Below are 24527 nucleotides of genomic sequence, written 5' to 3' on the forward strand. Positions count from 1 at the left end.
CCCCGTCGAGGGCTAGCGCCCACGGAGCCGCCGCACCAGGATGCTCGCGTCACCGCGCGATTCGAGGTCGGCGAGCACCACGGCCACCGCCTCCCGCACGATCCGCCCCCGGTCCACCGCGAGCCCGTGCTCGCCCCGGAGCACCAGTCGGGCGTGCTCCAGGTCCATCAGTTCCTCGGCGGAGACGTACACGGTGATCTTCTCGTCGTGCCGCTCCCGGCCGCTGGGCCGCCGGGTCGCCGACCGGCCCCGCCGCCGGGACGCCCCGGCCGCGGCGGCGCCCGCCTGTGCTCCCCGTGCGGACCCCGTGGACCCGCTCGGCGCGGCGGCGGTGCCCTCCGGAGCCGCACGGCGTGCGGCGGGGCGTACGAGGGGCTGGTCCACGGCGTCGGAGGACCGCTCGGTGCCGCGTTCGGAGGTCCGGGTGCGGGAGTCGGCCGCATCGGCCTCCGCGACCGTGTGCTCGTCCTCCCCGTCGGCGGGTGCCGGCGCCTCCCGGCGCCCGGGGACGGGGGCCGCCGACCGGCGCGCGGGGGCCGTCTCCTCGACGGCGGCCTCGTCGCCGGCGGCGGTCGGCGGCGGCACCCGGGGCTCACCGCCCGCCGGGCGCCGGGGGGAGGACGCCTGGAGCGCCGTCCCCCCGGTGGTGCGGAACAGCTCGTCGGCTCCGGGCAGACTCACTCGGCGTGACACCGGGCGAGCACCTCCCTGGCGAGCTGACGGTAGGCGGCGGCACCGACGGAGTTCGACGCGTACGTGGTGATGGGCTCACCCGCGACCGTGGTCTCCGGGAAGCGCACCGTCCGACCGATCACGGTGTGGTAGACGTGGTCGTCGAACGCCTCGACCACCCGGGCCAGCACCTCACGGCTGTGCACGGTGCGGGAGTCGTACATGGTGGCGAGGATGCCGTCGAGCTCCAGCTCCGGGTTCAGCCGCTCCTGGACCTTCTCGATCGTCTCGGTGAGCAGGGCGACTCCGCGCAGCGCGAAGAACTCGCACTCCAGGGGAACGATCACCTTGTGCGCCGCGGTCAGGGCGTTCACCGTCAGCAGGCCGAGCGAGGGCTGACAGTCGATCACGATGTAGTCGTAGTCGGCCATCAGCGGCTTGAGCGCCCGCTGGAGCGTCGACTCGCGGGCCACCTCGGAGACCAACTGCACCTCGGCCGCGGACAGGTCGATGTTGCTGGGGAGCAGGTCCATGTTCGGGACGGCCGTCTTGAGGAGCACCTCGTCCGCGGCCATCCCCCGCTCCATGAGCAGGTTGTAGACCGTGAGGTCCAGCTCCATCGGGTTCACCCCGAGGCCGACCGACAGGGCACCCTGCGGGTCGAAGTCCACCAGGAGGACCCGGCGGCCGTACTCCGCGAGCGCGGCACCCAGGTTGATGGTCGACGTGGTCTTGCCGACGCCGCCCTTCTGGTTGCACATCGCGATGATCTTCGCGGGTCCGTGCTCGGTCAGCGGGCCCGGGATCGGGAAGTACGGCAACGGCCGGCCGGTGGGGCCGATCCGCTCGCGCCGCTGGCGCGCCGCGTCGGGCGCGAGCGTGGCCGCGTACTCCGGGTCCGGCTCGTACTCCGCGTCCGGGTCGTAGAAGTGCCCTTCGGGCAGGTCGTCGTAGTCGGCGAAGTGGCTGTCGCCGCTTCGGCCGCCGGCCATGGCGTTCACGTAAGGGCCATCCATGCTCTGGTGTGCTGTCTGAATCCGCTGAGGACTCTGCTGGTGGGCTGCGAAGGTGCGGACAGCGACCGAGCCGACAGCCTCGAACCCCGAGGGGCCCCGGCCCCGTACGGGGGCCCCTGGTTGACCACCCCCGGGAGTAAATGTCGACTCATTCACAAGTCGTCTTACCTCCTTGGTGACCAGGAAACTTCTAGATAGGTCAGCGTGGCACCATGCCGACGTTTGGCGACTCTATGGCGTGTCACCGCTCCGCAGCAACACAATCCACCGGACCCGACACGATGTGTCGGCATCGGAACCCGCCCCTGTCAAGGGCGTACGGCGTGCCGTCGACGTCTTTCCCGGGTGTGCGAATCGGTTAAAGGGTTACGTTCGAGGCGAGTTGAGCACGATGTCGACACGCCGTGTACGAACACGACCGTGCGGTTCGCACAGTGGCGCGATCCACATCGACCCGAAAATCGACATACGTACGGCCGGACCTTGTCGACAAGGTCCGGCCGTACGCGTGAGCTTGGGCGTCGCCCGTTGACCGGCGGCGTCCCGCGCTCCCGACCGCCGGGCCGGGCGCGGCGCGGGAGCCGGGACTCAGCCCAGCAGGGAGGCGAGTTCGAGGTGGTCGAGGCCGTGGGCCTCGGCGACCTCGCGGTAGACGACCTTGCCGTCGTGCGTGTTGAGGCCCTTGGCCAGCGCCGGGTCACGGCGCAGCGCCTCGACCCAGCCGTGGTTGGCCAACTCCACGATGTAGGGCAGCGTCGCGTTGGTCAGGGCGTAGGTGGAGGTGTGCGGCACCGCGCCGGGCATGTTGGCCACGCAGTAGAAGACCGAACCGTGCACCGGGAAGGTGGGGTCGGCGTGCGTGGTGGGGCGCGAGTCCTCGAAGCAGCCGCCCTGGTCGATCGCGATGTCGACAAGAACACTTCCCGGCTTCATGCGCGACACCAGCTCGTTGGTGACCAGCTTGGGAGCCTTGGCGCCAGGGATGAGGACGGCACCGATGACGAGGTCGGCGTCGAGGCACGCCTTCTCCAGCTCGAAGGAGTTGGAGACGACGGTCTGGATCCGGGTGCCGAAGACCTTGTCGGCCTCCTTGAGCTTGTTGATGTCCCGGTCGAGCAGCGTGACCTGGAAGCCCATGCCGATCGCGATGGTGGCGGCGTTCCAGCCGGAGACGCCGGCACCGATGACGACCGCCTTGCCGGCGGCGACGCCGGGGACCCCGCCGGGCAGCACCCCGCGACCGCCGCTCGGGCGCATCAGGTGGTAGGCGCCCACCTGCGGGGCGAGGCGGCCGGCGACCTCGGACATCGGCGCGAGCAGCGGCAGGGCGCGGTTCGGCAGCTCGACGGTCTCGTACGCGATGGCCGTGGTGCGGGAGTCCACGAGGGCGTCCGTGCACTCCTTGGAGGCGGCGAGGTGCAGGTACGTGAAGAGCGTCTGGTCCTTGCGGAGGCGGTGGTACTCCTCGGCGATGGGCTCCTTGACCTTCAGCAGCAGGTCAGCGGCGGCCCAGACCTCGTCGGCCGTGTCGAGGATCGCCGCACCGGCGGCGACGAACTCGGCGTCCGTGATGGAGGACCCGACTCCGGCGTTCCGCTCGATGACGACCTGGTGGCCGTTGCGGACCAGCTCGTGGACTCCGGCGGGGGTGATGGCGACGCGGAACTCGTTGTTCTTGACCTCGCGGGGGATGCCGACCTTCATCGTCGATCACGGTCCTTGGCTCAGAGGGTTTTCGGGGCAACGCACTACGGACCCGGATGCACACGGGCATACCGGAAGGCACCACGAAACACGCGGGCAGAGCCAGTCTAATGAAGGATTTGTCGCTGTCTAGCCTTCCAAAGCATCAATCCTTTCCGGGTGCACTACGGATTTCGTAGGCTGAGGCGCTGTTTTCCTCTGAAGGATCATTCGCCGTGGCCGTTCCGGCGGGCCCCTTGCCGGGGCGCACGGGGGGCTCGTCGCCGGCCCCCGGCCGGGCGGGGGCGCGCCGCTCGGCCGCGGTGGGCGCCGGGCGGCGGTCCGTCGACGGCCGGCCCTCGGCCTTCGCGAGCCGCGGACCGGAATCCGTCGCGGGGTGGCCGGCCGGGTCCTGCGGCCGTTCGACGGGGTCCGCGTCCGCCGGGTGCACCCCGCCCACGACCAGCACCGCGTCCCCCGTACCAGTACCGGCCCCGACCGTGTCGACGTCGATGGCCCGGGGACGGTCTCCGGGGGGCGGTGCCGAAGCCGACGCCGAGGCGGTGGCAGGCACCGGAGCAGAAGCCGGAGCAGAAGCCGGGCCGGAGGCCGGGGCAGCGCCAGGGGCCGGGGCCGGGCCAGAGGGCGGGGTAGGGGTCGGGGCGGAGGGGGAGGCCGGGGCTGCCGGGGGTGCGGCGGAGGGCGCCGTGCCGTCGCCGGCGTCCGCACTTCCGCCGTCCGGTCCGGCACCGCGCCGGACCGGACCGTACGCGGTCTCGGGGCCATCGGGGTCCTCCCCGAGCATCCGGTCCGCGGCGCTGCGGTGCAGCCGGGCGGCGGAGGACTCGCCGAGCCGGTCCAGCGTGTCGGCGAGCCGGAGCTGCAACGCCGCCTGGAGCCGGACGTCCTCGGCCCGCCGGGCCCACTCCACCGCATCGCGGCAGGTGCGCAACGACTCTTCCGGGCGGCCCGCGTACTCCTGCACCCGGGCCAGTTCGCTCAGCGCGCGCGCCACCGCGGACGTGTCGCCGGCCCGGCGGTGACCGGAGATCGCCGACCGCCAGTTGCGCATGGCGTCCCCGTAGCGGCCGGCGTAGGTCTGGACCCCGGCGATCCGGCCGTGCAGGCGGGCCGCGTCCTCCCGCTCGTCGCGGGCCAGCCGCTGGGCGAGGGCCCGCCCGTACCAGTCGGCCGCCCGGTACCAGTCGCCGAGTTCCTGATGGGCGCCGCCGACGGATTCCATGGCCCGTCCGGTGGCGTACGGGTCACGGGCCCGACGTCCGGCGTCCAGCGCGGCCCGGTAGCGGACCAGCGCCTCCCGGGTGCGGCCCGTCTGGGCGTCGAGGTCGGCGAGGTTCAGCAGGGCGGCGGCCTCTTCCCGGGGCAGGTCGCGGCGCTCGGCGACGTCCAGGACGAGTTGGTGGATGCCGTACAGGTCGGCGGCGGCGGAGACGGCGCCCTCGTGCGCCACGAGCGCACGGGTCAGTGCGGCCATCAGCCGCCGCGCGAGGGTGTCCAGCTCGCCGTCGGCGACGGCCGCGCGGGCGGCGGCGAGCAGGGCGGGCCGTCGGATGCGCAGCCAGTCGGCGGCGGCCCGGGGGGTGGGGAAGCGCAGGGCCCGCGGAAGGCCGGCGAGCCGGCTCTGCGCCAGGGCGTCGTCGGTCTGGGTGATCGCCCGGCAGGACTGGAGGAGGCGCACCGTGCGCTCCAGCATCCGGGCCCGGGCGAGTTGGATCTCCCCCGGCCGGTCCTTGGTCTCGCGCAGCGTGCGCAGCAGCGGGACCAGGCAGTCGGGCACCCGGTACTGCGGGAGCGGTGAGGGCAGGCGCCGCAGCATCCCGAGCGCGGTGAAGTCGTCGAGCAGCGCGCGGGCGGCGGAGACCGAGCAGCCGGCGAGCGCGGACGCGGTGTGCGGATCGGCGAGGCCGTCGGGGGTCAGGCCGAGCAGTCGCAGTATCCGGGCCGAGGGGGCCGGCAGTGCCTCGTAGGCGTGCAGGAAGACCCGGGTGAGGGCGGGGCCGTCGTCGGCCCGGGCGCGCAGTTGTTTGGCGAGGTCGGCGACGGACACCTTGGGCCGGGCGGCGAGCCAGCCGCCGGCGAGGACGAGTGCGGCGGGTTGGGCGCCGCACTCCTCGACCAGCCCTTCGGCGGCGTACGGGTCGACGGTGACGCGGACCGAGCCGGTCCACTGGGTGAGGAGTTCCACCGCGGACTTGGTGTCGAGACCGCCGAGGGTGCAGGGCCGGACGTCGGCGAGGCCGGTCAGCGGGCCCTCGGTGACGGCGAGCAGCAGGCTGTGCGGGGCGGGCGGGAGGAGTTCGTCGACCTGTTCGGCGTCGGTGGCGCCGTCGAGGAGGAGCAGGGCGCGACGGTCGGCGAGGGCGGCGCGCAGATCGGCCGTGAGGTCCTCGGCGGGCGCTCCCGCGGGTGCGGGGGCGCCGAGGGAGTCGAGCAGGACGCGGGCGACCCGTTCGGTGGGCACCGGGGTGCCGTCGGCGTCGGCGAGCCGGGCCCGCAGCACCCCGTCGGGGTAACGGTGGGCGACCTGGCGCACGAGTTCCTCGGCGAGCGCGGTGCGCCCGGAACCGGGGCGGCCCGCGATGAGCAGGGCGCGGGCGCTGGGCGGTTTGGTGCCCGCCAGGGTGTCCAGTCCGGCGCGTTCGATGTCGGCCCGGAGTTCCTTCAACTCCCTCGTACGACCGAGGAACTGACTGTCCGTGGGGGCGGTCGCGGACGCCCGGGGCCGTCCGTCCGCGGACAGCCCGGTACCGCTGGTGTCCACCGCCTGGTCCGTCACGGGCCACACTCCCGTTCCACTGCGCGCAGGTGCCCGCCGGGGCTCCGGACGGGGTGCTTTCAGAGCCTAGTTCACGCTCTGCGACGATCGCCGGGGAGCACGGCGGGTGGGGCGCGCAGGTCGCCCGATCGGATCATCTGCCGATCGGGCCGTTCGGGTGCGGGGCGGTACCGGGTCCGACGGACCCGGGCGGCGGGACACCGCCCCGGGCGGGCGTCAGCCCTCGAACGGGCGGGCGGGCCAGGGGGCCTCGGCGGGGCGCAGCGCGTCGAGGCCGTCCCCGGCGCGGGCGGCGACCAGCGACAGCACGCCGACGACCAGGCAGTTGTTGTGGAGCTCCCCGGCGAGGACCCCGCGGGCGAGCTCCGTGAGCGGTACGGAGGTGATCGTCATGTCCGTCTCCTCGTGCTCGACGGCGTACCGCTCGCCCTCGGCCTCGGACAGGTCGCGGGCGAGGAAGATGCGCACGGCCTCGTCGCAGCCGCCGGGCGTGGTGTAGACGTCGGTGAGGACCCGCCAGTCCTCGGCCTTGACGTGGGCCTCCTCGTAGAGCTCCCGGCGCGCCGCGTGGAGCGGGTTCTCGCCGGGGACGTCGAGGAGGCCGGCGGGGATCTCCCACAGCCGCTGCCGTACGGGGTGGCGGTACTGGCTGATGACCGTCACGCGGTCCTGGTCGTCGAGGGCGAGGACCGCGACCGAGCCGGGGTGGACCTGGTAGTCGCGGCGGGCGACGGTCCCGTCGGGCATGACCACGTCGTCCGTGCGGACCGAGGTCTTGTTGCCGGTGAACGGGGTGTCGCTCGCCCGGATCTCCCACTCCTCGGGGGTGTCCTTGATGGTCATCGCCGTGTTCCTCCTGCGCCGTGTCGAACGAACGGGGCGCGTGCCGTGAAGGCACGCGCCCCGGTTGTTCACCGTATCGCCTGTGATCGTCGGTGCCGGCCGGCCCCCGGGTTCCCCGGTGGGGGCGGGCCCGAGCCGCCGGCTACTTGGCGGTCTTGCGCTCCACAGCCGCCTTGACCAGGCCCGCGAACAGGGGGTGCGGGCGGGTGGGACGGGACCGCAGCTCGGGGTGCGCCTGGGTCGCCACCAGGTAGGGGTGCACCTCGCGCGGGTACTCGACGTACTCCACGAGCTTGCCGTCCGGGGAGGTGCCGGAGAACTGGATCCCGGTCTTCTTCTCCAGCTCGGCGCGGTAGGCGTTGTTCACCTCGTAGCGGTGGCGGTGGCGCTCCTCGACGTACTCCTTGCCGTCGTACACCTCGCGCACGATGGAGCCCTCGGCCAGCTTCGCCGGGTACATGCCCAGGCGCATGGTGCCGCCCATGTCGCCCTCGCCGGCGACGATGTCCAGCTGCTCGGCCATGGTGGAGATCACCGGGTGACCGGTGGCCGCGTCGAACTCGGTGGAGTTGGCGTCGGCGATGCCCGCGAGGTTGCGGGCCGCCTCGATGACCGTGCACTGGAGGCCGAGGCAGAGGCCGAGCAGCGGCACCTTGTTCTCGCGGGCGTACTGGATCGCGCCGACCTTGCCGCTGACGCCGCGGTCGCCGAAGCCGCCGGGGATGCAGATCGCGTCCACGTCACCGAGCTGGCGGGCCGCCTCGGCGGGGGTCCGGCAGTCGTCGGAGGTGACCCACTTGATCTTCACCCGGGCCTTGTTGGCGAAGCCGCCGGCGCGCAGCGCCTCGGTCACCGAGAGGTAGGCGTCGGGCAGGTCGATGTACTTGCCGACCAGGGCGACGTTGACCTCGTGGTCGGGGTTGTGGACGCGGTCGAGCAGGTCGTCCCAGAGCGTCCAGTCCACGTCGCGGAACGGGAGGTCCAGCTTGCGGACGACATAGGCGTCCAGGCCCTCGGTGTGGAGCACCTTGGGGATGTCGTAGATCGACTTCGCGTCGATCGCGGCGACGACGGCGGCCTCGTCGACGTCGCACATCAGGGAGATCTTCCGCTTGATCGCGACGGGCACCTCCCGGTCGGCGCGCAGCACGATCGCGTCGGGCTGGATGCCGATGTTGCGCAGCGCGGCCACGGAGTGCTGGGTCGGCTTCGTCTTCAGCTCGCCCGAGGGGCCGATGTAGGGCAGCAGCGAGATGTGGACGACGAAGACGTTGTCCCGACCCACCTCGTGGCGGACCTGGCGGACCGTCTCCAGGAACGGCAGCGACTCGATGTCGCCGACCGTGCCGCCGACCTCCGTGATGACGACGTCCACGTCGTCGGTCGCCATCCGGCGGATGCGGTGCTTGATCTCGTTGGTGATGTGGGGGATCACCTGGACGGTGTCGCCCAGGTACTCGCCCCGTCGCTCCTTGGCGATGACCTGCGAGTACACCTGTCCGGTGGTGACGTTCGCCGAGCCGTCGAGGTCGACGTCCAGGAAGCGTTCGTAGTGCCCGATGTCCAGGTCGGTCTCGGCGCCGTCGTTGGTGACGAAGACCTCACCGTGCTGGAACGGGTTCATCGTCCCGGGGTCGACGTTCAGGTAGGGGTCGAGCTTCTGCATGGTGACCCGCAGACCCCGCGCTTTCAGCAGCGCGCCCAGGCTGGAGGCCGACAGGCCCTTGCCGAGGGAGGAGGCGACACCTCCGGTGACGAAGATGTGCTTGGTCGTCGGGGACGTCGCGGATCGATTCGGCATGGCCAAGAGGGGGCTCCCGTGGTCGCTGTCTGAGATGCGGATCGGCGCCCGGCCCGGAAGAATCGGGTGGTGCCTGCACTGCGGTTCGGGGGTCTCGTCGCTGTCGCTGCGGACTCCCACGAGCCCACCGGTCCACGGGGTACCAGCGTATCAGCGACCCCGGGCGACTGCGCCCAGCCACGGTGCGCGCCCGGGCGACCGCGGAGGGGCCGCGGAGGAAACCGTCGGTGCCGTTCCGGTGGCGGCGCCGTCACCAGAGCACCACCGAACCCTCGTACCGCGTGCACCACGGTGGTACGAGACGTCCCCGGGGCTCACTCGCTTGGCGCAAATGCGTTCACCTGAGCGGGACCCGCAACCCCTGAGCGCGTCGTATCCTCGTCGGACATTGCTGCCGAGCCAGGCCGGCAAAACGGCACCACCCCAGCCCGTCCCCGGTACCACGAGCCCGTCGGCACGCCCATGACTGGATCATCTTGACCGCACGGCCAGCCCCGCTCGGGGCCGCGGCCGGCGGCCGTTCGACTGGAGTTGCACGTGGCCGGGCGCATCGAGGATTACGCACTCATCGGGGACATGCAGACCGCCGCCCTGGTCTGCCGGGACGGCACGGTGGACTGGCTGTGTCTGCCCCGCTTCGACTCCCACGCCGTCTTCGCGGCCCTCCTCGGAACCGAGGAGCACGGTTTCTGGCGGCTCGGTCCCGCCCACGACACCGATCAGCCGCCGCCGGCGGCGACCCGACGCACCTACCGGGGCGACTCGCTCGTCCTGGAGTCCGAGTGGGACACCCCGCAGGGCACGGTCCGCGTGACGGACTTCATGCCGCCGCGCGACGGAGCCCCCCAGGTCATCCGCATCGTCGAGGGCGTCACGGGCAGCGTTCCCGTGCGCTCCGCCCTGCGGATGCGTTTCTCCTACGGCAGGATCGTGCCCTGGGTGCACCGCGTGGGGGACCGCACGGTCGCCGTCGCGGGCCCCGACTCGGTCTGGTTCGACACCGACGCGGAGACCTACGGCGAGGACCTGACCACCTACTCGGACTTCACCGTCGCCGCCGGGGAACGGGTCGCCTTCACCCTGTCCTGGCAGCCGTCCCACCGCGAGGCCCCGTCCCGTCCGGACCCGGAGGCGTCCCTGGAGGCGACCACCGAGTTCTGGCGCGAGTGGGTCGAACACTGCACGTACCACGGCCCCTACCGGGAGGCCGTCATCCGCTCCCTGATCACCCTCAAGGCGCTCACCTACGCGCCCACCGGCGGCATCGTCGCCGCCCCCACCACCTCCCTGCCCGAGGAGATCGGCGGCGTCCGCAACTGGGACTACCGCTTCACCTGGCTGCGCGACGCCGCCATCACCCTCTCCTCGCTGCTGCGCACCGGCTACCGCGAGGAGGCCCGCGCCTGGCGCGAGTGGCTGCTGCGCGCCGTTGCCGGCGACCCGGAGAACCTCCAGATCATGTACGGCATCGCGGGCGAGCGGGAGCTCGGCGAGAGCGAACTGGACTGGCTGCCCGGCTACGAGGGCTCCACCCCGGTCCGGGTCGGCAACGGAGCGGCCCACCAGCTCCAGCTGGACGTCTACGGCGAGGTCACCGAGGCCCTCCACCTCGCCCACATGACCGGCCTGGCCCGCAACGACTACGCCTCCCTGCTCCAGCTACGGCTCATCGGCTACCTGGAGAAGCACTGGTCGGAGCCCGACGAGGGCATCTGGGAGGTCCGCGGACCGCGCCGCCACTTCGTCCACTCCAAGGTCATGGCCTGGGTGGCCGTGGACCGCACCATCAAGCTCATCGAGTCCGGCGACGTCGAGGGCCCCGTGGAGCGCTGGCGCCAGCTGCGCGACGACATCCACCGCGACGTCTGCGAGAAGGGCTACGACAAGGAACGCAACACGTTCACCCAGTCGTACGGGTCCCGCGAGCTGGACGCGTCCCTGCTGCTCATCCCGCAGATGGGCTTCCTGCCGCCCGACGACAAGCGGGTCATCGGCACCATCGAGGCCATCCAGCGCGAGCTGTCCACCTCCGACGGCTTCATCCTGCGCTACCCCACCTCGGGCGAGGACGCCGGCGTCGACGGCCTCGAAGGGGACGAGGGCGCCTTCCTCGCCTGTTCCTTCTGGCTCGCCGACGACCTCGCCATGATCGGCCGGGTGGACGAGGCCCGCAAGCTCTTCGAGAAGCTGCTCGCCCTCCGCAACGACCTCGGCCTGCTCGCCGAGGAGTGGGACCCCCGTCTGCAACGTCAGGTCGGCAACTTCCCGCAAGCTTTCAGCCATGTTCCGCTGATCGACACCGCCCTGCGGCTCACCGCCTCGGGCGCCTACGGCGGCTAGCCGGACCGTGGGGGCCGCCGTCCGCGGACGGCGGCCCCCGCCCCGGAGCGGGCCCGGATACCGGGCCCGCCGACGGGCGGGTAGCGTCCCAGCATGGACAGTCAGGACGGGTCGGGCACCCAGGGCGGAATCACCGTACGGCGGGCACTCGAACTACCGGGCCTGCGCGGCGGGCTCCCCGAGGTGGTCGCCTGCGCCGACCGGTTGAACCGCACCGTGCGCTGGGTGCACGCGGGCGAGGTGCCCCACATCGCCTCCCTGCTCAAGGGCGGCGAACTGCTGCTCACCACCGGTCTCGCCCTCGGTACCCGGCCCGCCGAGCAGCGGGCCTTCGTGCGCGAGCTCGCCGAGCGGGGCATCGCCGCCCTCGTCGTCGAACTGGGCCCCCGCTTCACCGTCCTCCCCGCCCCCCTGGTCGAGACGGCGCGCACGGTGGGGCTGCCCCTGGTCCAGTTGCACCGCGAGGTCCCCTTCGTGACGGTCACCGAGGAGGTCCACACCGAGATCGTCAACGGGCACTACGCACTCCTCCAACGCGCCGAGGAGGTCGCGCACCGCTGCACCCGGGCCCTGCTGGACGGCGGCGGGGTCCCCCGCGTGCTGCGCATCCTCGCCGGGTTCAGCAGCAACCCGGTCTTCCTGGAGACCCCCGACGGCCGCCTGCTGTACGCCGCCGGCCCGGACACCGGCGGCACCGACCCGCTCCAGGTGTGGGAGAAGCTGCGCGGTGCCCGCCCCGCGCGCACCCAGGGCCCGCCGGTCGGTGCCGTCGTGGTGGACGTGCCCGGCGCCGGCCCGGGCCCCGGCGCACCGCGGGCCCGGCTGGTGGTGCTGCCGGTGGCCGCCGCGCCCGCGCCCGTGCACCGGATCGCGGTGGAACGCGCCGCGGACTCCCTCGCCGTGGTCCTGATGCAGGCCCGGCAGGAGGAGGAACTCACGGCCCGCGGGCGCGGCGACTTCCTCGCCGACCTCGCCGAGGGCCGCATCACGCCGGCCGACGCCCCGGGCCAGGCCCGGGTGCTCGGCTTCCGCCCCGGGGACGCCCCGCTGGTGCCGGTGGTGATGCGGTTGCCGGAGGGCGGCGGGCTCGGTACGGGCGGCGGCTGGGCGGTGCTGGCCCGCGCGGTCGCCGAGGAGGTCGCCGCGGTGGGCGTGCCGGTGCTGCTGGGCGTGCGGCCGGTGGAGGGCCGGGTGCCGCTGCTGGTCGCCCCGCGGGCCGCCGAGGAACGGGAGGCGGTCGCCGACCGGATCGCCGCGGCCCTGCGGGCGGGCGTCGAACGGGCCGGGCTCCACCACGCGGGCACCAGGACGCCGATCGTGGTCGTCGGCGCGGCGGGCGGCTGGGCGGCCGCCGCCGCGGGTCTGCGGCACGCGGCGGAGACGGCGACCGCCGCCCAGGGGCTCGACGACCGCCCCTGGTACGACGCCCGGCGCCTCGACATCGACCTGTTGCTGTGGCGCCTGCGCGAACACCCGGACCTCGCGGCGTTCGTGGACCGGGCCATCGGCCCGCTGCGCGAACACGACGGCCGGGCGAAACCCCCGCTGCTGCCGACCCTGGAGAGCTACCTCGCGCACGCGGGTCGCAAGGCGGAGACGGCCCGTGAACTCCACCTCAACCGCCAGACCCTGTACAACCGGCTGGCCCGGATCGGTGAGCTGCTCGGCACCGACCTCGACGACCCGCAGACCGTCCTGGCCTTGAGCCTGGCGCTCAGGGCCCGCCGGCACCTCGGGTGAACGGGTGTCAGCGCAGCAGCAGGGGCCGGGTCAACTCGTCGTAGACGCTGAGCACCTGGGCGACCGTCTCGTCCTCGGTGGGCCAGGTCGCCGCCTGCGCCAGGCCCCGTTCCCGCAGCCAGGCGCGCCGGGTGCCGTCCGCCAGTACCCGGACGACGGCCTCCCCGAGGGCCACCGCGTCGCCGTAGGGAACGAGCTCCGCCGCTGCGCCGACCAGTTCGGGCGTCCCGCCGACCGCGGTGGCGACCAACGGCACCCCCGCGCGCAGCGCCTCCTGCGCCACCACGGACCGCGCCTCCCACCGGCTGACCGACAGGGCGGCGTCCGCGCCGGTGAGCAGGGCGGCCAGGTCGTCCCGCCGCCCGAGCAGCCGCACGGGCAGCGACTCCCTCTCGATCCGCCGCTGGAGCGCACCCCTCAGGGGCCCCTCCCCCGCGACCACCAGGAGGGGTACGGGGTCGAGCCCCGTCCATGCGTGCGTGGCGTCCAACACCGTGTCGTACCCCTGGTGTCGGTCCAGCGGTCCCACGGCGACCAACAGCGGTCGTTCCACGGCGCCGAGCTCCGCGCGCGCCTTCTGCGGTGCGACGTCGGCCTCGTCCGCCTCGTCCCTTTCGTGCGAGTGCACTCCCCCGTCGGCCGTCCGCCGCCGCACGGGGGACGCCACCGCCGCGAGCCGGGCGTCCCGGGCGCCGTGGTGCCTGGCCCTGTCCACTAAGTCGCAGCAGGTGGCGAGCACCACGGACGCCGACCTCGCCACCCGGCGTTCCAGCAGCCGCACGGCCCGGGCCCGCGCACCCCGGGTGGGGGCCCGCCCGTGCCAGGTGACGACGAGCGGCAACCGCCAGCCGCTGAGCGCGAGCGCGGCCCGCAGCCCGGCGCCCAGTCCGTGGGCGTGCACCAGGTCCGCTTGCGCGCAGATCGCCCGGAGCGCCGCCACGGAGGCGGGATCGCCCCGGCGCGGCAACGGCACCTGCCGGGCGCCCACGGAGTCGAACGCGTACGCCCTGCCCACCTCCGCGGGGGCGCACACGGTCACCCGTACGCCCCGCGCGACCAATCCCGCCGTCAGTGCGTGCACGTGCGCACCGCTCTCCGTGCTCCCACCGCCGAGCACTTGCACGGTGCGCAAGGGCGTCTGGCCGTGGGACACGGGGCTGATCACCGGGGCGGAACTCCTGTTTCGGCTGGTGACGGCCCCAGGGGCCATGTCACGGGGGAACACGACGGAACGTACAGCAAGTCGTCGGGGGCGGGTCGTCGGAAAAGAGGTGCCGCGCCAAGGATGCCATCCCGTACGAGCGTTCCGTCACTGCTCGACTCCGGGAGGTGGCGACGTCGAGGTCACGCCGAACACGTTCACCCTTTCAGGTGCCGCCCGTCGCCCCCGGCCACCGGTGCGGCCGGCGAGCCCCGCACCGTCCGCCCCGCCCGGCCCCGGTCCCGCCCCCGGTCGGCTCTCCGTTCGGGGGCCGCGCGGGCCGCCGGCGATCCGCTCAGGCGTCCGCGCGGGCAGTGGCGAGGAGTTCCTCCGCATGGGCGCGGGCCGTCTGGGAGTCCTCCTGCCCCGCGAGCATCCGCGACAACTCCCGGACGCGTTCCTCGCCCTCCAGGACCTTCACCCCGGAACGCGTGACCGAACCGTCGCTGGTCTTCTCCACCAGCAGCTGCCGGTCCGCGAAGGCCGCCACCTGGGGCAGATGGGTGACGACGACGACCTGCGCGGACTTCGCCAACCGTGCGAGCCGCCGCCCGATCTCCACCGCCGCCTTGCCGCCGACCCCCGCGTCCACCTCGTCGAACAGGTACGTCGGCACCGGGTCCGTACCGGCGAACACGACCTCCACGGCGAGCATCACCCGGGACAGTTCACCGCCGGAGGCGCCCTTGGCGATGGGCCGGGCCGGGGCTCCGGGATGCGGTGCCAGCAGCAGTTCCACCTCGTCGGTGCCGGCCGGCCCGTACGCGACGGTGCGGCCCCCGACCTCGACGCCGTCCGGGTCGTCGGTCTGTCGCAGGTCGACGTGCACGCGGGCGTGGGGCATCGCCAACGACGCCAGTTCGGCGGTCACGGCGGCGGCGAAGCGGGCGGCGGCCTCCTGCCGGGCGGCGGTGAGGGCACCCGCGAGGCCCGCGAGCTCCACCCGCAGCACGTCGCGCTCCGCGGTCAGCTCGCCGATCCGGTCGTCGTCCCCGTCGAGTTCCAGCAGCCGCGCCGCGCCCTGCGCCGCCCAGACCAGCACGGACGCGACGTCCTGCTCGGGGCCGCCGTACTTGCGGGCGAGCAGCCCGAGGGCGGCGCGCCGCTCCTCGACCGCGGCGAGTCGCAGCGGGTCCGCGTCCAGGTCGCCGGCGTACCCGGCGAGTTCGCCCGCGACGTCACCGACGAGGATGCCGATCTCGCTGATCCGGTCGGCGAGGTCGGCGAGCGCGGGGTCATGGGAGCGGACGGCCTCCAGGGCGCGGTGCGCGCCCGCCACGAGGGTGGCGGCGTCGATGCCCTCCGGGTCCTCCGGGTTCCCGACGAGGGTGGCGTGGCCGGCCGTCGCCGCGGAGGCCAACGCCTCGGCGTGGCCGAGCCGCTCCGCCTCGGCGGCGAGTTCGACGTCCTCGCCCGCCCGGGGCGACACCGCGGCGACCTCGTCCAGGCCGAACCGCAGCAGGTCGGCCTCCTGGGCGCGTTCCCGGGCCCGGGTGGTCAGCGTGTCGAGTTCCCCGGTGAGGGACCGCACCCGACGGTAGACGGTGGCGTACCGGGCCAGCGGCAGGGCGACCGCGTCGCCCGCGTACCGGTCGAGTGCCTGGCGCTGGCGGGAGAGTTTGAGCAGCCCCTGCTGGTCGGTCTGTCCGTGGACGGCGACGAGGTCGTCGGCGAGTTCCGCGAGCAGTCCGACCGGGACGGACCGCCCGCCCAGATGGGCCCGGGACCGCCCTTCGGCGGAAACGGTACGGCTGACCAGCAGCACGCCGTCGTCCACCTCCGCCCCGGCGTCTTCCGCGCGGGTCACCGCGGCAGCGCCCGGGGGCACGCTGATGCGACCCTCCACGACCGCCGACTTCGCGCCGATCCGCACCAGGGCCGGGTCCGCGCGCCCGCCGAGCAGCAGGCCGAGGCTCGTGACCACCATCGTCTTGCCCGCGCCGGTCTCGCCCGTCACGGCGGTGAAGCCGGGCGACAGCTCGACCACCGCGTCGTCGATGACCCCGAGCGACCGTATCCGCATCTCCTCCAACACGGACACGACCTTACGAGGTCTCGGCCCCGGTGTGCGACGGCCCCCGCCCCGGTTCGCCGAACCCGCAGGTGAAAACGCTGGTGAACCTGCTGGTGAACCCGCTGGCGACGAATGCCGTCGGTGAAGCGGCTGTCACCCCTGGGAGTGGCCCGGGCGGGCGGCACGATCCGCGCGAAGCCGACGCCCGGGACGTCCGGGACACCCGGGCGCCCCGGGCGTCGGGGGACGGACTGCGGTTTTCCTCAGTCAGGTTGTGCGGCGCACCTCATGGTGAGGGGGCCGGGCCGGACCGCAGTCTGGAACGCATGAACACGCACCCGGCCCGAACGGCCCACCGGTCCCCCGTACGCCGCCCCGCCCCGGGCGGGGAGGCGGACGGAGACGCGGACGGCCGGGGGCGGGGGTCACTGCGGTGCGCCCCGCCACCCCGAGACGGGCAGGGCGAACTTCGCGACGAGCCGATCGGTGAACGACGCGTGGTGCAACCGCGCGAGACGCACGGGCACCGCGCCCCTCCGCACCTCGACCCGGGCACCGGGCGGCAGTTCGACGGTGCGCCGACCGTCGCACCACAGGACGCCCTGCGGGGTCCGCGGCTGCACCTCCACCGCGAGCACCGAGTTCGGGGAGGTCACCAGGGGCTTGGCGAAGAGCGCATGGGCACTGATCGGCACCATGAGCAGCGCCTCGACCTCCGGCCACACCACGGGCCCGCCCGCGGAGAAGGCGTACGCCGTGGAGCCGGTCGGCGTCGCACAGACGATGCCGTCGCAACCGAAGCCGGTGACGGGCCGCCCGTCGACCTCCAGGACCACCTCCAGCATCCGCTCCGGGGAGACCTTCTGGACGGCCGCCTCGTTCAGCGCCCAGTCGGTGTGCACGACATCGCCGTTGCGGTGCACGACGACGTCGATCGTCATCCGCTCCTCGACCTCGTACGCACGGGTCACCACCCGGTCGACGACCTTGTCCAGGTCATCGCGTTCGGCCTCGGCGAGGAAGCCGACCCGGCCGAGGTTGACGCCGAGCATCGGAACCCCGGACGCACGGGCGAACTCGGCTCCCCGCAACAGGGTCCCGTCACCGCCGAGCACGATCAGGAGCTCGCACCCGTCGAGGGAGGCCGGCGTCGCCTCCTGGACCAGTTCGACCGACGGGGGCAACGGCAGGTCGGTGGCCTCCGCCTCCAGCACGCGCACCCGCAGCCCGGCGCGCAGCAGCCCTTGGACCACGAGTTCGGCGCTACGGATGGCGGCGGGCCGCCCGGTGTGCGCCAGGAGGAATACGGTACGAACTCGGCTCTGTGTCAACGCGGTCCTTCCGCCACTGCACGGTCAACGTCCGCGGGATCGAGTTCGGGTGCCCCGGCCCGCAGCCACAGAAAGTACTCGACGTTCCCCGACGGCCCGGGCAGCGGGCTGGCGGTAACTCCCCTTACGCCCAGATTGAGTTCGGCTGCCTGTCGGGCCACCTGGCGCACCGATTCGGCACGCAGTTCGGGGCTGCGGACCACGCCTCCGCTGCCCAGCCGCTCCTTGCCCACCTCGAACTGCGGCTTGACCATCAGGACGAGGTCCGCGTCCGGTGCGGCGCAGCGCGCGAGCGCGGGCAACACCAGACCGAGCGGAATGAAGGAGAGGTCCCCCACCACCAGGTCCACGGGCACCCCGTCGATCGCCTCCACCGTCAACTCACGCACGTTGGTGCGGTCCTTGACCGTGACCCGCTCATCGCTCTGGAGGGACCACGCCAGTTGCCCGTACCCGACGTCGACGGCGACGACATGAGCGGCCCCCGCACGCAACAGCACATCGGTGAAGCCGCCCGTGGACGCCCCCGCGTCGAGTGCGCGCCGTCCCCTGACGACCAGCCCCTGCGGTACGAAGACCTCGAACGCCCCGGCGAGCTTGTGTCCGCCGCGCGAGACGTACTCGGGATCCTTGTCGTCCTGTTTGACGACGATGGCGGCGCTGGTCTCCACCTGGGTGGCGGGCTTGATCGCGATCCCGCCACCGACGGTGACCCGCCCCGCGGCGATCAGCTGACTGGCGTGTTCGCGCGAGCGGGCGAGCTTGCGGCGGACCAGTTCGGCGTCGAGTCGGCGGCGTGCCACTCCTGCCACGTTCGGTTCAGCTCCTGTGGTCGTACGAGGGTGCCGGTTCCCGCTGGGGTGCGGGGGCCGGTGGGCCGGTGCGGTCGTCGAGTGCGGTCAGCGTGTCGCGCAGGCCCCGGTGCACATCCTCGTACACCTCCAGATGACCGTCGGTGGCGAGGTGGTCGACGTCGGCCAGTCGACCGAGCCGGGCATCGACCCCCGGGTGCCCGGTGGCCGTGCGGTCGACGCCGAGCGGCACGGGGTCTGCCGGTGCTCCGGGAGCCCGGAACTCCGGGTCCTGCACCCGGCCCTCGGGCCGGGAAGACGGGCCCGGCGCACCGGGGAGCCCACCGGAACCGACCGTGGGATCCGGCGGCCCGGGTACCGAACGAGGCGCAAAGTCGCTGCTCATGCCCCGACGCTACCCCGAAGGAGTGGGGTACGGTCGGTCACGATGGCGACGATCGAGGAGTGCCGTGCCGCACTCGACAAACTCTCGGACAATCTGGCGACCACGGACGGCGGCGCCCGCGCCGTGGCGGCGCTGGACCGTTCGTTGACCTGCCACATCAAGGATCTCGACACGACGTTCGTCGGGCGCCTGGGAGGCGGCCGGATCGAGGTGCTGGACACCGTGCGCGGACGGCCCCCGGAGCGGGCGCAGATCCGCCTCACGATGGCGGGCGACGACCTGGTGGCGCTGGTCGACGGCCGGCTGAACTTCGCCAAGGCGTGGGCCTCGGGTCGCGTCAAGCTGGAGGCCGGCCTCAAGGACCTGCTGCGCCTGCGCACCCTGCTCTGAGCCCCCCGACGTCCACGGCTCCCGGACCTTCTGAGGCCCCGGACGTCGTACACGGACCGCACCACCGCGTACGACGTTCCGGGTCGGCGGACGGACGGCCCCGGGAGCGGCAGGTCACTCCGCCCGGCCGCTCACAACCCCACCTGGGCCAGTGCCTTCTCACCGTCCAGCTCGCAGACACCTTCACCGGCAGCGGTCCACGCTGCGGCGCACAGGGCGCGCAGCCCGTCCAGTGCCCCGGCCGACACGTCGTCCTCGCTGGAAACCTCCAGCCGCTCCGGTCCGGCCCAAGCGGTCCAGGCCCCGCACCGGAAGGCGACCGGCCCGGCCCCGTCCACGGCCGTCACCTGCGGCTGTCCGGTCAGCAGACCCCGCAGGTCCGCGTCGACGTACGTGGGCCGGTGGGCCGGCGGCGCGGCGAGCAGACGGGCCCCGTCGGTCACCCCGGTCAGGACGAGCAGCGAGTCGACGTCCCCGTTGAAGGCGCCTTCGATGTCGGTGTCCAGTCGGTCCCCGACGACGAGCGGACGCCGGGCGCCGGTCCGCAGGACGGTCTCGCGGTGCATGGGGGGCAACGGCTTGCCCGCCACCTTCGGCTCGGCTCCCGTGGCGATCCGGACGACCTCCACGGCCGCGCCGTTGCCCGGCGCGATGCCGCGCCCGCTGGGGATCGTCAGATCCGTGTTCGACGCGTACCAGGGCACCCCGCGCGCCACCGCGTAGCTCGCCTCGGCGAATCGGCTCCACGGCAGGTCCGGTCCGCCGTAGCCCTGCGCGACCGCCACCGGGTCGTCGTCGGCCGAGTCCACCGGCGTCAGTCCCCGCTCCCGGAGCGCGACGCGCAGGCCCTCGCCCCCGATGACCAACACCCGCGCGCCCGCCGGCACCTCGTCGGCGATGAGACGGGCCACCGCCTGCGCCGAGGTGATGACGTCCGCGGCCGCCGTCGGTATGCCCAGTTCCGTCAGGTGGACGGCGACCGCGTCCGGGGTGCGCAACGCATTGTTGGTCACATAGGCGAGCCGCATGCCGCCCGTGCGCGCCGCGTCCAACGCCTCCACGGCGTGGGCGATGGCGCTGCCGCCGGCGTACACCACCCCGTCCAGGTCCAAGAGCGCGGTGTCGTACGCCCCGCTCAGCGGGCGTCCGCTGGCCGCCGGCCGGGTCCTGGTGGTCTGACTCATCGCGCATCGCTCCTCGTCGGTCGTACTCCCCCGATCATCCCCCACACCGGAAGCGGACTTACGATGCCCCAATGGATGACGCGGGTAGCGGGCGACCTCAGCCGGACGACCAGACGGCCCGGGGCCTGGACCTGGCACCCTTCCGGGGCGTGCGGTACGTCCCCGACCGGGTCGGCAGCCTGGCCGCGGTGACCTCTCCCCCGTACGACGTCGTGGTGCGCCCGGACGGACTGCACCACCTGGAATCGGCCGACCCGCACAACATCGTCCGGCTGATCCTGCCCCAAGCCGTGTCCCCGACCGCCCGTACCGAGCGCGCCGCCGACACCCTCGGCCGCTGGTTGTCGGACGGCGTCCTCGCCGCCGACCCGGTACCCGGCCTCTACGTGTACGAACAGCACCACGGCGACCACCTCCAGCGGGGCGTCATCGGTGCGCTGCGCCTGTCCGAGGCGTCCGAGGGCGTGGTCCTGCCCCACGAGGACGTGATGGACCCCGTGGTGGCCGACCGTGCGGCCCTGATGCTGGCGACGAACGCCAACCTAGAACCCCTCCTCCTCACCTACCGGGGCGACGCGGACGGCGGTGGCGGCACGGCGACCGTGATCGATCGCGTGAGCGAGCGGGACCCGCTGCTGACGACGACCACGGAGGACGGTGTGCGGCACCGCCTGTGGTCCGTCACCGCCCCGGGAGAGATCAAGGAGATCCGCGCGGACCTGCTCCGTCACCAGGCCCTCATCGCGGACGGCCACCACCGCTGGGCCACCTACCTGCGCCTCCGGACGGCACACCCCTCGCCGAGTCCCTGGGACCACGGTCTGGTCCTCCTGGTCGACACCGTCCGCTACCCCCTGCGGGTCCGCGCCATCCACCGGCTCCTCCACCGGCTCCCCGTCGCCCGGGCCCTCACCGCGTTGGAAGGGCACTTCCGGGTGCGTACCGTCCCCGGGCCCCTCGACCAGGCGATGGCGGCGCTCGGTGCGGCGACGGCTGAGGGCAACGCGTTCCTACTGACCGGCGACGGAGCCTTCCACCTGGTGGACCGGCCCGACCCCGGGCTGCTGGCCCGGACGGTCCCGGGAGACCGGCCCGCGGCCTGGCGCGGACTCGACGCGACGGTGCTGCACTCCGTCCTGCTGGACCACGTGTGGGGCGTCCCCGACAGCCCCGAGCAGATCGCCTACATCCACGACACCGCCGCGACCGTGGCCAAGGCGGAACGGGACGGCGGAACGGCGGTCCTCCTGCACCCCGTCCACGAGGACGTCGTTCGGGAACTCGCCCAGCAGGGCGTCACGATGCCGCGCAAGTCGACCTCGTTCGGACCGAAGCCCGCCACCGGGCTGGTGCTGCGCGACCTCGGCCTCTGACCCACCACCCGGCGGGCACCGCACGCAGGAGGGGGGCGGATTCCGAAGAATCCGCCCCCCTCTGCTTCACGTCCCGGTGCGGACGCAGGTCCTACCGGACGTCACTCGGAGTCCCGCGTCCCGCCTTCGGCACCGGACTCGTCGCTACGCTCCTCGATGGCGTCGACGTCGGAGATGGCGTCGGCGTCGTCCTCCGTGTCTTCGTCCGTGTCCTCGTCCTCGTCGCTGGCCGCGGTGGGGACGTCCTCGTCGTTCAGGTCATCGTCCACCGCTGAGCTCTCGGTGTCCTCGGCAGCCTCGGCGCTCTCGTCCAGGGCGTCCACGAACTCGACACCGTCCAGCTCCGCGAGCCGGTCCGAAGCGTCGGTCGTTCCGTCCTTGTCCGACTCGATGGCCTTGGCGAACCACTCGCGTGCCTCGTCCTCGCGCCCTGCGGAGAGCAGTGCGTCGGCGTAGGCGTAACGCAGTCGAGCGGTCCACGGCTGAACGGAGTGCGAAGCCAGCTCCGGGCTCTGCAAGGTCACGATGGCCGCGTCGAGCTGTCCGAGGTCGCGCCGGGCACCCGCCGCGACGAGACGCATCTCGACCTGTCCCGCCTTGTCGAGCTTCTGCACCTCGGGGGCCCCGGCCATGTCGAGCGCCTTCTCGGGCCGCCCGAGGCCACGCTCGCAGTCGGCCATCAGCGGCCACAGCTCGACGTTGCCGGTCATCCGCCGCGCGGCCCTGAACTCGGCCAGTGCCTCGGTGTACTTCTGGCTGGCGTAGGCCGCGAACCCGGCCGCCTCACGGACTGCGGCGACCCGGGACGCGAGGCGCAGGGCGATCCGGGAGTAGGCGTAGGCCGCCTCGGGGTCCTCGTCGATCAGACGGGCGACCATCACGAGGTTGCGCGCGACGTCGTCGGCGAGCGTCTTCGGCAGGCTCTGGAGCTCCTGTCGGACGTCCTTGTCGATCTCCTCGCCGGTCACGTCCTCGGGGATGGGCAGCCGCTTGATCGGCTCGCGGTCACGCTCACGGTCCTCGCGGAACCGGCTGCCGCCCCGGCGGTCGTCATCGCCGCGCCGATCGTCGCGGCCCCCGTACCCACCGGGCCGCCCGCGGGTGTCGTCCCGCCGCGGTCCGCGTGCGCGATCGTCGCGCCCACGGTCGTCACGGCGGTCGTCACGGCGGAACCCGCCGCGGTCACCACCGGGACGCGAGTCGTCACGACGGAACGACGGACGGTCACCACCACGGTCCCGGTCATCGCGCCCACGGTCGTCGCGACGGAACCCGCCGCGGTCGCCGTCACGCCCGCGGTCGTCACGGCGGTCATCACGACGGAAGCCGCCGCGGTCACCACCGGGACGCGAGTCGTCACGACGGAACGACGGACGGTCACCACCATCACGCCCACGGTCATCCCGACGATCGTCACGACGGTCATCGCGACGGAACCCGCCACGATCGCCGCTGGGACGCGAGTCGTCACGACGGAACCCACCACGGTCACCACCGGAACGGGAATCGTCACGACGGAAGCCACCGCGGTTCTGGTCGTCACGACGGTCGTCACGGCGGAACCCGCCACGATCGCCGCTGGGACGCGAGTCGTCACGACGGAACCCACCACGGTCACCACTGGGGCGGGAGTCATCGCGGCGGAAGCCACCACGGTCGTCGTCGCGACGGTGGGTCGGACGGTCCCCATCACGACGGAACCCGCCGCGGTCGCTGCTGGGACGGGAGTCATCACGACGGAACCCACCACGGTCACCACCGCGGTCCCGGTCATCGCGGCGGAAGGGCGGACGCCCACCACGCTCACCACCCGACCGGTCATCACGACGGTCATCGCGACGGAAACCGCCGCGGTCGCCGTCACGCCCACGGTCGTCGCGGCGGTCATCACGACGGAAGCCGCCGCGGTCACCACCGGGACGCGAGTCGTCACGACGGAACGACGGACGGTCACCACCATCACGCCCACGGTCATCCCGACGATCGTCACGACGGAACCCGCCACGATCGCCGCTGGGACGCGAGTCGTCACGACGGAACCCACCACGGTCACCACCGGAACGGGAGTCATCGCGACGGAACCCACCGCGGTCGTCGTCGCGACGGTGGGTCGGACGGTCCCCATCACGACGGAACCCGCCGCGGTCGCTGCTGGGACGGGAGTCATCACGGCGGAAGCCGCCACGGTCGCCACCGGGGCGCGAGTCATCGCGACGGAACCCACCACGGTCGCCGCCGCGGTCCCGGTCATCGCGGCGGAAGGGCGGACGCCCACCACGCTCACCACCCGACCGGTCATCACGACGGTCGCCCCCACGATCACGATCGGAGGAGCGGCCTCGCTCATCGCGGCCTCGGCCCCAGTCGTCCCGTCGGCCGGCCCCACCACGGTCGTTGTCACGCCGGGGTCCGCCGCGGTGTCCCCCTCGGTCGCCGCTGTCCCTCCGGTGCTGGTCTCGCTCCGGACGGTCGTCGGGAGAGTTGGTGGACATCGGTGACTCCTGTCTTCGGTACCGCAGTCATTCTCGCGCAGCCGTATGGCCGCCGCTCCTCGGAAAAACAAAAAAGGACCCCTGGTCCCAGCATGAACGCTGGGACCAGGGGTCCTCAAAGATTGTTCGGCGGTGTCCTACTCTCCCACAGGGTCCCCCCTGCAGTACCATCGGCGCTGAAAGGCTTAGCTTCCGGGTTCGAAATGTAACCGGGCGTTTCCCTCACGCTATGACCACCGAAACCCTATCAGTCACCCCGTCATACAACGGGGTTCGAACAGGGCTCAGCGAACAAGCACACTCTTCAATTGATTAGTGATGCCGTTCAACCAGCACAACTGTTCGTTGTCTGAGAACAAACACAGTGGACGCGAGCAACTGAGGACAAGCCCTCGGCCTATTAGTACCAGTCAACTCCACCGGTCACCCGGCTTCCATATCTGGCCTATCAAC

At 72.9% G+C, this 24527-nt stretch carries 16 protein-coding genes, 1 rRNA gene and 2 pseudogenes; 4 read left to right on the forward strand and 15 right to left on the reverse strand.

Features of this window, described 5'->3' with window-relative positions:
* Nucleotides 1-12: 12 nt before the first annotated feature.
* The 6 genes and pseudogenes from ACFYOU_RS27040 to ACFYOU_RS27065 form a co-directional block, all read right to left on the reverse strand.
* A complete protein-coding gene (locus ACFYOU_RS27040) occupies nt 13-693 on the reverse strand; it encodes a hypothetical protein (protein ID WP_391309129.1) in 681 nt (226 codons plus the stop codon).
* On the reverse strand, nt 678-1844 hold the full coding sequence (locus ACFYOU_RS27045) for a ParA family protein (RefSeq protein ID WP_387006462.1): 1167 nt from the start codon (nt 1842-1844) through the stop codon (nt 678-680). The genes ACFYOU_RS27040 and ACFYOU_RS27045 overlap by 16 nt, the downstream gene beginning before the upstream one ends.
* Before the next feature lie 432 nt (nt 1845-2276).
* Nucleotides 2277-3392 (reverse strand): alanine dehydrogenase, encoded by a 1116-nt coding sequence (gene ald / locus ACFYOU_RS27050; protein WP_391309132.1) that lies wholly within the window; start codon nt 3390-3392, stop codon nt 2277-2279.
* A 751-nt stretch (nt 3393-4143) separates the two neighbouring features.
* Nucleotides 4144-6168, reverse strand: a pseudogene (locus ACFYOU_RS27055) (AAA family ATPase); the annotation flags it as partial.
* A 216-nt stretch (nt 6169-6384) separates the two neighbouring features.
* Nucleotides 6385-7011, reverse strand: coding sequence for an NUDIX domain-containing protein (locus ACFYOU_RS27060; protein ID WP_391309134.1), 627 nt, complete (start codon nt 7009-7011; stop codon nt 6385-6387).
* A gap of 142 nt (nt 7012-7153) precedes the next feature.
* A complete protein-coding gene (locus ACFYOU_RS27065; protein WP_385495223.1) occupies nt 7154-8812 on the reverse strand; it encodes a CTP synthase in 1659 nt (552 codons plus the stop codon).
* 537 nt (nt 8813-9349) lie between these two features.
* On the opposite strand from ACFYOU_RS27065, the gene ACFYOU_RS27070 reads away from it, so the two are divergent.
* Both ACFYOU_RS27070 and ACFYOU_RS27075 read left to right on the forward strand, forming a co-directional pair.
* The gene (locus ACFYOU_RS27070; RefSeq protein WP_391309137.1) at nt 9350-11152 is read left to right on the forward strand and encodes a glycoside hydrolase family 15 protein; all 1803 of its coding nucleotides are present in this window, start codon (nt 9350-9352) and stop codon (nt 11150-11152) included.
* A gap of 93 nt (nt 11153-11245) precedes the next feature.
* On the forward strand, nt 11246-12892 hold the full coding sequence (locus ACFYOU_RS27075) for a PucR family transcriptional regulator ligand-binding domain-containing protein (protein ID WP_391309139.1): 1647 nt from the start codon (nt 11246-11248) through the stop codon (nt 12890-12892).
* Nucleotides 12893-12899: 7 nt separating this feature from the next.
* On the opposite strand, the gene ACFYOU_RS27080 is transcribed toward ACFYOU_RS27075, so the two are convergent.
* The 5 genes from ACFYOU_RS27080 to ACFYOU_RS27100 form a co-directional block, all read right to left on the reverse strand.
* Complete coding sequence (locus ACFYOU_RS27080) at nt 12900-14102, reverse strand: glycosyltransferase (RefSeq protein ID WP_391309140.1); 1203 nt, start codon at nt 14100-14102, stop codon at nt 12900-12902.
* 286 nt (nt 14103-14388) lie between these two features.
* Nucleotides 14389-16116, reverse strand: a complete 1728-nt coding sequence (recN, locus tag ACFYOU_RS27085) for a DNA repair protein RecN (protein WP_391309161.1) — start codon at nt 16114-16116, stop codon at nt 14389-14391.
* A gap of 416 nt (nt 16117-16532) precedes the next feature.
* Nucleotides 16533-17438: an NAD kinase gene (locus tag ACFYOU_RS27090; RefSeq protein ID WP_387006483.1), complete on the reverse strand. Its 906-nt coding sequence runs from the start codon at nt 17436-17438 to the stop codon at nt 16533-16535.
* Nucleotides 17435-18250 carry a TlyA family RNA methyltransferase gene (locus tag ACFYOU_RS27095; protein ID WP_389771405.1) on the reverse strand — a complete coding sequence of 272 codons (816 nt, stop codon included), beginning with the start codon at nt 18248-18250 and terminating at the stop codon, nt 17435-17437. Before ACFYOU_RS27095 ends, ACFYOU_RS27090 begins: the two co-directional genes overlap by 4 nt.
* Nucleotides 18251-18257: 7 nt before the next feature.
* Nucleotides 18258-18635, reverse strand: coding sequence for a hypothetical protein (locus ACFYOU_RS27100; RefSeq protein WP_389771402.1), 378 nt, complete (start codon nt 18633-18635; stop codon nt 18258-18260).
* A gap of 42 nt (nt 18636-18677) precedes the next feature.
* Between ACFYOU_RS27100 and ACFYOU_RS27105 the strand changes: the two genes are divergently transcribed.
* A complete protein-coding gene (locus tag ACFYOU_RS27105; protein WP_391309143.1) occupies nt 18678-19025 on the forward strand; it encodes an SCP2 sterol-binding domain-containing protein in 348 nt (115 codons plus the stop codon).
* 131 nt (nt 19026-19156) lie between these two features.
* Here the strand turns inward: ACFYOU_RS27105 and ACFYOU_RS27110 are convergent, their stop codons facing one another.
* Nucleotides 19157-20209, reverse strand: a complete 1053-nt coding sequence (locus ACFYOU_RS27110; protein WP_391309145.1) for an HAD hydrolase-like protein — start codon at nt 20207-20209, stop codon at nt 19157-19159.
* Between the two features lie 71 nt (nt 20210-20280).
* Between ACFYOU_RS27110 and ACFYOU_RS27115 the strand changes: the two genes are divergently transcribed.
* Nucleotides 20281-21582: a DUF1015 family protein gene (locus ACFYOU_RS27115; RefSeq protein ID WP_391309146.1), complete on the forward strand. Its 1302-nt coding sequence runs from the start codon at nt 20281-20283 to the stop codon at nt 21580-21582.
* Between the two features lie 101 nt (nt 21583-21683).
* On the opposite strand, the gene ACFYOU_RS27120 is transcribed toward ACFYOU_RS27115, so the two are convergent.
* The 3 genes and pseudogenes from ACFYOU_RS27120 to rrf form a co-directional block, all read right to left on the reverse strand.
* Nucleotides 21684-22568: a hypothetical protein gene (locus tag ACFYOU_RS27120; RefSeq protein WP_391309163.1), complete on the reverse strand. Its 885-nt coding sequence runs from the start codon at nt 22566-22568 to the stop codon at nt 21684-21686.
* 558 nt (nt 22569-23126) lie between these two features.
* A pseudogene (locus tag ACFYOU_RS27125) lies at nt 23127-23933 on the reverse strand (hypothetical protein); the annotation flags it as partial.
* Between the two features lie 265 nt (nt 23934-24198).
* Nucleotides 24199-24315 (reverse strand): 5S ribosomal RNA (gene rrf / locus ACFYOU_RS27130).
* Between the last annotated feature and the right edge of the window lie 212 nt (nt 24316-24527).

This window comes from Streptomyces sp. NPDC005955, from assembly GCF_042871255.1.
GTDB lineage: Bacteria > Actinomycetota > Actinomycetes > Streptomycetales > Streptomycetaceae > Streptomyces.

Bases quoted from the DNA above. Each gene is read 5' to 3' on its own strand.
- ald (WP_391309132.1), bottom strand. From the start codon at position 3,392: ATGAAGGTCGGCATCCCCCGCGAGGTCAAGAACAACGAGTTCCGCGTC.
- ACFYOU_RS27060 (WP_391309134.1), bottom strand. From the start codon at position 7,011: ATGACCATCAAGGACACCCCCGAGGAGTGGGAGATCCGGGCGAGCGAC.
- ACFYOU_RS27065 (WP_385495223.1), bottom strand. From the start codon at position 8,812: ATGCCGAATCGATCCGCGACGTCCCCGACGACCAAGCACATCTTCGTC.
- ACFYOU_RS27075 (WP_391309139.1), top strand. From the start codon at position 11,246: ATGGACAGTCAGGACGGGTCGGGCACCCAGGGCGGAATCACCGTACGG.
- ACFYOU_RS27080 (WP_391309140.1), bottom strand. From the start codon at position 14,102: ATGGCCCCTGGGGCCGTCACCAGCCGAAACAGGAGTTCCGCCCCGGTG.
- recN (WP_391309161.1), bottom strand. From the start codon at position 16,116: ATGCGGATACGGTCGCTCGGGGTCATCGACGACGCGGTGGTCGAGCTG.
- ACFYOU_RS27100 (WP_389771402.1), bottom strand. From the start codon at position 18,635: ATGAGCAGCGACTTTGCGCCTCGTTCGGTACCCGGGCCGCCGGATCCC.
- ACFYOU_RS27105 (WP_391309143.1), top strand. From the start codon at position 18,678: ATGGCGACGATCGAGGAGTGCCGTGCCGCACTCGACAAACTCTCGGAC.
- ACFYOU_RS27110 (WP_391309145.1), bottom strand. From the start codon at position 20,209: ATGAGTCAGACCACCAGGACCCGGCCGGCGGCCAGCGGACGCCCGCTG.
- ACFYOU_RS27115 (WP_391309146.1), top strand. From the start codon at position 20,281: ATGGATGACGCGGGTAGCGGGCGACCTCAGCCGGACGACCAGACGGCC.